This window comes from Pseudorhodoplanes sp., assembly GCF_035565855.1.
Classification (GTDB): domain Bacteria; phylum Pseudomonadota; class Alphaproteobacteria; order Rhizobiales; family Xanthobacteraceae; genus Pseudorhodoplanes.
The window spans coordinates 1-7,372 of record NZ_DATMRX010000075.1 but is presented as its reverse complement, the minus strand read 5'-3'; the positions used below and the strand labels follow the sequence as shown (position 1 = coordinate 7,372).

General features: G+C 64.6%; 7 protein-coding genes. All 7 read right to left on the bottom strand.

All coding sequences use genetic code 11. The features are described 5' to 3' along the window. Positions 1-702: TIGR03808 family TAT-translocated repetitive protein (locus VN004_RS04270; RefSeq protein ID WP_325607353.1), on the bottom strand; the 702-nt coding region annotated here is incomplete at its 3' end. Positions 703-1,024: 322 nt separating this feature from the next. Further along, on the bottom strand, positions 1,025-1,738 hold the full coding sequence (locus tag VN004_RS04265; RefSeq protein WP_325607351.1) for a hypothetical protein: 714 nt from the start codon (positions 1,736-1,738) through the stop codon (positions 1,025-1,027). 10 nt (positions 1,739-1,748) lie between these two features. Next, entirely contained in the window at positions 1,749-2,447 is a 699-nt protein-coding gene (locus VN004_RS04260; RefSeq protein ID WP_325607349.1) for a pyroglutamyl-peptidase I, read from the bottom strand. Positions 2,448-2,471: 24 nt separating this feature from the next. Further along, positions 2,472-3,002, bottom strand: coding sequence for a GNAT family N-acetyltransferase (locus tag VN004_RS04255; protein WP_325607347.1), 531 nt, complete (start codon positions 3,000-3,002; stop codon positions 2,472-2,474). A gap of 12 nt (positions 3,003-3,014) precedes the next feature. Beyond that, positions 3,015-3,995 carry a methylmalonyl Co-A mutase-associated GTPase MeaB gene (meaB, locus tag VN004_RS04250; RefSeq protein ID WP_325607346.1) on the bottom strand — a complete coding sequence of 327 codons (981 nt, stop codon included), beginning with the start codon at positions 3,993-3,995 and terminating at the stop codon, positions 3,015-3,017. A 65-nt stretch (positions 3,996-4,060) separates the two neighbouring features. Next, positions 4,061-5,698: a rhomboid family intramembrane serine protease gene (locus VN004_RS04245; RefSeq protein ID WP_325607345.1), complete on the bottom strand. Its 1,638-nt coding sequence runs from the start codon at positions 5,696-5,698 to the stop codon at positions 4,061-4,063. A gap of 107 nt (positions 5,699-5,805) precedes the next feature. Beyond that, positions 5,806-7,372 (bottom strand): methylmalonyl-CoA mutase (gene scpA / locus VN004_RS04240; RefSeq protein WP_325607343.1); only part of this gene is annotated, 1,567 nt, incomplete at its 5' end.

Below are 7,372 nucleotides of genomic sequence, written 5' to 3'. Positions count from 1 at the left end.
GTAGGGTCCGTCGCCGCCGGAATCGGCGCGGGTGTCTTCGATGCGGTTGTCGGTAACGATGGTGCCGTCATTACCAAAGGTGCTGCGCCAGACCTGGATGCCGTTATTGCCGGATCTTCGGATCACGTTGCCGGCGATGCGCAGCCCGGTGGAGTCGATGGCAAACAGCGCGCCATCGCCCGCATCCTCGATGGTGCATCCGGTCACCGCGCCCGAGCAGCGCTCCAGCGTGATGGCGTTGCGGCCCGCATTCACGATGCTGCAATCGGACAGGCGGATATCCTGCGCATCGACGAGGTGCACGAGTCCGCGGCCTTCTGCCGGCTTGGTCTTGACCCCATCGATCACAAGGCCGGACAGGTCGATGTTCTCGGCGCGATCGCAAACGAACAGCGAGCGCGGTTGAGCAAGCGACAGGCGCGTCGCACCGCGTATGCCGGCGATCTTGGCATTGGTGGGCAACCGCAGCCCGGCAGCGCGATATGTTCCGGGAGGCAGGATGAGGGGAAGGCGAGCCTGCGCCGCGCGGTCGATGCCGCGCTGAAGGATCTGCGTCTGGTCGTTTGCAGCATCCGGCTTCAGCCCGAATTCGCCGGCGTCGATGCCGAGAAGCGGCGCGGCTTGTGCCGGAAGCGGTGTCGTGCCGACGGCTGCAGCGCCAACGGCGCTGCCGGCAATCATGGTGCGGCGGCTGATGCGCATTGCGGATGCTCCGTGTCCAACGGGTGTTGCATCAACATAATCCGGCACTGCGGCGGCCGGCGGCGGTCTGTGCGACAATCGCGCGTCAGGGTTAAGAGGTTAACGGTAATCCGGCCGCGCTTTTTGGAGCGATTTCGGTTGAGGGCCGAATCGCATCGCCCATTGCCCCGCGAAAGCGGGGCATCCAGTAACTCTTGAAGCATTTGTGTTTACTGGATCGCCCGCTTTTGCGCGCGATGACAGTGAGAGAGACGGGCGACAACGGTGAAGAGCAACTGCTACTGTGAAAGAGAGCGGCACTTCCATGAAAACTGAATGTGCTCTACGGCATCGACTCGCATTCGACCGCGCCGCGCGACAGGACTTGGGTCGTGCCGCTGGCATCGACCGTAACTTCGGTCGGGTAGACCACAATGCTCGGATTGTTCCGCGGCGCGTTGTCCCGCGCATAGGCCGTGCTGCAAATGTTTCCGGACGGCGCCTTCATGTCTGCCGGGACGAGTCCCTCCTTCACGAGCTGGGTCCAGCAGGCTTGCGCGTTGTCCATCAGCGAGCAGGGCGCGTTGATGCCGCGCCTGTAGCGCAGCCGCAGCTTGCCGCCGTCGAGCGCGAGGCTCTGCAACACCGGATTGCTCAGTGCCGCATCGCGCAGCAGGATCTTTCCTGTCTTCGTATCGATCACCACGAAGCCGGTCGCGCCGTGAGGATCGAGATCGGAGAATAGCAGGAACGCCCCGCGCCGGCCGTCGAAGGTCATGCCGGACGTGTCGAGCGCGGTCTCGCGAGGTTCGGCTTTTGCCGAGCAGGGTGCCTTCGCATCGCGCACGATCGCTGCGTTTTCCGACGAGGGACCATCCTGCGTTTCCCTGATCATCAGGTCGGGAAAATAGCTGCAGCGGATTTCGGCGGAGTCGTCCTGCTTCGGCTTGAAACTGCGCACCGATGCAGGCTTGTCGAATTGATCCGGCGTCTGCGCCAGCGTGGAGGAACTCGACAGCAAGGCCACCGCAAAGGCGGTCGTGATTGCCGTGCGCATGCAATGACGCTCACTCATGATGCTGACCACCGATACGATTGCCCCGCCGGCGCAGGCTTGTGACCACGGCCCTTATAACAGCGTCACCGGCCCGGATCAGCGCATCCGGCGTGATGCGCCGTGACAGCGGCGGCACGTGAATGAAGGTGCAAAGCTCCGGGCCACCGGTTGCGCGGGCTGCCAGCGTCCCATGCCAAAGCACATAATTGCAGAGATAATCGCCGGCATTTCGCGACAGGCGGGCTGAAAGGCCGGTCCGTTTGATCGCCTGCAGAAGTGCCGCGGTCGGCGCGCGGACGTCGAGGCCGTTTGGTGCGTCGGCCTCGATCGGGCACGGACCCCTGGTATATCCACCCGCGTCCGGATGATGCGAAATGCGGTTGCGCGCCAGCGTCTCGACGCGGATCGCTCGCGAATTTCCGGCCACCCCGAACATGATCAGCGCGTGCGGCCTTTGCGTTTTCAGAAGGCGGGGCAGGGCGCGATCGACGGTTCGATAGCGCGTCTGGAAGACATGCGCCTTCACAGATACGCCGGGAGTTGATTGCCATTTGCGTGCAAGGGCCCGCACCAGCGGTCCGGTCGGATTCTCAGGCGCGCCGGGAAAGGGCCCGAACCCGGTCACGAGGAGGCGAAGCGTGCGGGACCGTGACGGCGTGCGGGCCGGTGCCGCCTGGACCCGTCGCTTCGATTTGGACAACGTGCCCATGACCGTGACCGCGTTCGCTCCTGCTCAGAGCCGCTTCCTCATGCGCACCAGCGGAACCGGGGTTCCGCCGCTCGCGTCGCTGACATCGGCAACGGCCATATAGCCGCAGGCGCGATAGAGCGGCACGCCGGCCATCGTCGCCATCAATTCGGCATGCACGAAACCTTCGGCGCGCGCCGCCGATTCGCACAGCTCGAGGATCAGACGGCCGACACCGCGCCGCGTAAAATCCGGATGGGTGTACATCGCGCGGATGCGCGCGGCATGCCGGGCTGGATCGAGCAACGCCGCATCGCGTCCGGGTGAGCGGTCGCCGCCATAAAGCGTGAGCCGGCGGCTCCAGCCGCCACAGCCGGCAAGAACGCCGTCCTGCTCGACGACGTAATAGGTGCCATCGTCGATCAACTGGGTGTCGAGGCCCATGATGGTTCGGCTTGCGGCGATCTGCGCGTCGTTCAGATACGGCTTCTGCAACTCGGTGATCGAAAGCTCCATCAGCTCGGTCAGGGCATCAAGATCGTCGTGGGTGGCAAGGCGGCTTTGCAGTTCGGGCATTACACGTCCAGTTTACAGGTTCATCGCGCGGGCGATTTCCTCGACCGCGAGCATCGGCGACAGGGTGCCGGCCGCGACTGCCCGCTCGAGCTGGGGCACGCGGGATTTGAGTTCCGGGTCCGAGCGCAGCCTGGCGAACAGCCGCTCTTCCAGCAGCGACCACATCCACGTGACCTGCTGATCCCGGCGTTTCCGTGTCAGTGCCCCCGATGCGTCAGAACTTTGGCGATAATCGCAGATGCTCTGCCAGATCGCAGCCAGACCATCGCCAGTCAATGCAGAGTATGTCACCACCGGAGGCGACCAGCCGTCGCCCGCGGGTTTCAGGATATGCAGCGCGGCGCGGTATTCGGCCGCGGCTTGCTGCGCCCGCTTGACGTTGTCGCCGTCCGCCTTGTTGACCGCGATCATGTCGGCGAGTTCGATCACGCCTTTCTTGATGCCCTGCAATTCGTCGCCTGCGCCCGGCAGCATCAGCACGAGGAAGAAGTCGGTCATGCCGGCGACGGTGGTTTCGGACTGGCCGACGCCGACGGTCTCCACGAGGATCACGTCGTAGCCGGCAGCCTCGCAAAGCAGCATGGTTTCGCGGGTTTTCGAGGCCACGCCGCCGAGCGTACCCGACGACGGCGAGGGGCGGATGAAGGCATTGTCGTCCGCCGCAAGGCGCGCCATGCGGGTCTTGTCGCCGAGGATCGAGCCTCCGGTGCGCGTCGAGGAGGGGTCGACCGCAAGCACCGCGACCCTGTGGCCTTTCGCGGTCAGGAAGCTGCCGAGCGCGTCGATCGTGGTCGATTTGCCGACGCCGGGCGCGCCGGTGATGCCGACGCGGATCGCGTCGCCGGTATGGGGCAGGAGGTCCTGGACCAGCTGATGCGCGCGCCTGCGATGGTCCTCGCGCTTGCTCTCGATCAGCGTGATCGCCCGCGCGAGCGTCGCGCGGTCGCCGGCGCGAATGCGGTCTGCAAGATCGGATTCTGTCTCGCGTGCCATCCGCCGTGAATAGTCAAGTTAGTCGGGGCAGGCCAGTCGTGGCTCTGGGACTTCTTCGGAATTCCCTATTTCTCACACAGCTTGTGTTCGTCCAGCCAGGCCCTGGTCGATCCTTTGGCCCAGCCGCAGACCGGCGCCGCGGCCTCCCGTCCTTCGGCTTGCCGGCCGCCCGCCGCCACGGTGACGGCGAGCGCCACCTGCATGTGCTGGGCGAATTCCGGATTGATCAGCTTGCGCCAGATATCGACATCGGCAAGCCCGGTCCGCAATTCCTGTTCGGCCGCGGCCACTTGCTTTGCCTCGAACAGCGCGATGGCATGGAAGTAACGTGGCCGCGGGTCACGTGGGAATTTCGCGATCAGGTCCTTGGATTGCGCGCGCCATTCGGCGCCATTCTTGGGGGCCTGATCGTCGGGAATGAGCGAGGCGATCATCATCCCGGACCGGTAGTTCTGCGGCAGCGGGGTGAAGGCATAGGCGGCAGCGGCAAGGCCGACAAGTCCGACGGCCGCGGCGATGCCGCTGAAGCGCGGGCGCAAATCGTCTCTGCGCCAAACCGCGAAGATGATACCGCCCATGATCAGCCCGCCCACCGCGCCCCCCATGTGAGCGGCGACATCGATCTTGCCGCCTGATGTGGAGACCGGTGCGAGCGAGGCGACCAGCACATAAACGGAATTCAACAGGAGTGCAGTGCGGTCCGGCCCCTTCGGAAATCGGAACGCAAGGATCAGGAGCGTCGCGAACAAGCCCATCACCGCGCCGGAGGCGCCCACGGAGATCAGCGTTTCAGGATTGAAGGCGAGCGAGAACAGCGCGCCGGTGATTGCGCCGATCACGAAGCACGCGGCGAGCCAGGCTCGGCCGACCAGTCCCTCCAGCAACCGTCCGGCAATGAACAGCGCAACGCAGTTCAAGGCGAGATGCATCAGGTCGGCGTGCAGCAGGGGGCCGGACAACAGCCGGAACCATTCCCCCTGCATGACCAGCGGCCGGTAGATGCCACCGAAAGCGAGGAGGGTGGCGATCGATGGCTCGAGGAAGCCCGTCCAGGGGCCGATGCCGAACAGGACTTCGCCTGCGAAGATCACGCACAGAAGCGCAATGATCGCAGTCGTCAGATAGGGAAAGCTCGGGTCGATATGCGCGACCGGCCGCGCTTGCGGAATGACGACCGGCTCGTAGGGCGAGTTGAACAGCTTGCGGATAAACCCGGCGGGCGGCGTCCAGCGTCCGAACAGCCCGGCATTGTTCCAGACCGTTTTCGTCCCTGGATCGACGATCCATCCGGACGGCTGGACCTTGGAGAAGATGCTGGCGGGTCGATAAGAAGCGAGACGCTGGCGCGCATCCGGCGCTTCCGGTCCGACTTCCATGACCATGATCGCGACCGGCATCTTGTTGAAATAGATGCGTCCGGTATGCGGCAGACAGGCCTTGCCGACGTCGTCGACCGCGTCAGGCGTCAACCCGAAGCTGCGCTCCGGATGCGCCTCGCGATCGATCAGGCAGAGAAGCCGGAGCGTATAACCGTCGGAATGGGAGAGGAGGATGTCGCAATTCTCCGCGAGCGGGGCGGCCTCGGCGACCGCGTACCGGGTGTAGCCTTCCTTCGCAATCAGCTGGCGCGCCAGATAGGTGCAGAAGGTGTCGGGCGCGTCGGGCAGAATGGTCTGGACGGGCTCGGTCTCAGCGTAGGTCACGGCAGGTCCCCCTCATTGCCGCGACTATCGCCTGACACCGCACGCGCACTCAAACGAATTGGCTGGCACCGCCATCAAAGAAACTTGAGACGGGAGCGCGAAGCGACTTATTCGGCGGCCTTTTGTCCGTAGCCGAGACGCTTGTTGAGCTTGCGGATCAGGTCTTCCGCCGCTTCTGCGATCACCGTGCCGGGCGGAAAGATCGCTTCTGCGCCCGCGGCTTTCACCGCGTCCCAATCCTGCGGGGGAACGACGCCGCCGACGACGATCATGATGTCGCCGCGGCCTTGCTTCTCGAGTTCGGCCTTGAGTTCAGGAACGGCGGTCAGATGCGCGGCGGCAAGAGACGACACGCCGACAACATGCACGTCGTTCTCCACTGCCTGGCGCGCGGCTTCCGCCGAGGTCGCAAACAGAGGACCGATATCGACGTCGAAGCCGAGATCGGCGAAGGCCGATGCGATGACCTTCTGGCCACGGTCGTGCCCGTCCTGGCCGATCTTGGCGACGAGGATACGCGGCCGGCGGCCTTCGTCGGCCTCGAATTGCGTGACGAGCTTCTGCACCCGCTCGACGGCGTCGGACATTCCGCCGACCTCCCGTTTATAGACGCCGGAGATCGCCTTGATCTCCGCGCGATGACGCCCGAACACCTTCTCGAGCGCCGATGAAATCTCGCCGACGGTCGCCTTCGCCCGCGCCGCATCGACCGCGAGCGCGAGCAGATTGCCGCCCTGTGTCGCGCCATTGGTCAGCGCCGCAAGCGCGGCCTCGACGGCGTTCGGATCGCGCTCCTTCTTCAGCCGGGCGAGCTTGTCGATCTGCAGCGTGCGCACCGCCGAATTGTCCACTTTAAGAACGTCGATCGGGGCTTCGCTCTTCGGCCTGTATTTGTTGACGCCGATGACGGATTGCACGCCGGCATCGATGCGGGCCTGGGTCTTCGCGGCGGCTTCCTCGATGCGGAGCTTCGGGATCGAGGCTTCGATGGCCTTCGCCATGCCGCCGAGCTCTTCCACTTCCTGGATATGCGCCCAGGCTTTCTTCGCAAGCTCGTAGGTCAGGCGCTCGACATAGAACGAGCCGCCCCACGGATCGATGATCCGCGTCGTGCCGCTTTCCTGCTGCAGCACGATCTGGGTGTTGCGCGCGATCCGGGCGGAGAAGTCGGTCGGCAGCGCCAGCGCCTCGTCGAGCGCGTTGGTGTGCAGCGATTGCGTGTGCCCTTGCGTCGCCGCCATCGCCTCGATCATGGTACGCGCGACATTGTTGAAGACGTCCTGTGCGGCGAGCGACCAGCCCGAGGTCTGGCAATGCGTGCGCAGGGAGAGCGAGCGCGGATCGTTCGGCGCGAACTCCTTCATCAGCTTCGCCCAGAGGAGGCGCGCCGCGCGCATCTTGGCGACTTCCATGAAGAAGTTCATGCCGATCGCCCAGAAGAAGGACAGGCGCGGGGCGAATTTGTCGATCGGAATACCGGCGCCGATGCCGGCGCGGACATATTCGACGCCGTCGGCGAGCGTGTAGGCGAGCTCGAGGTCCTGCGTCGCGCCCGCCTCCTGCATGTGATAGCCGGAGATCGAGATCGAATTGAATTTCGGCATGTTCTGCGAAGTGAACGCGAAGATGTCCGAAATGATGCGTAGCGATGGTGCGGGCGGATAGATATAGGTG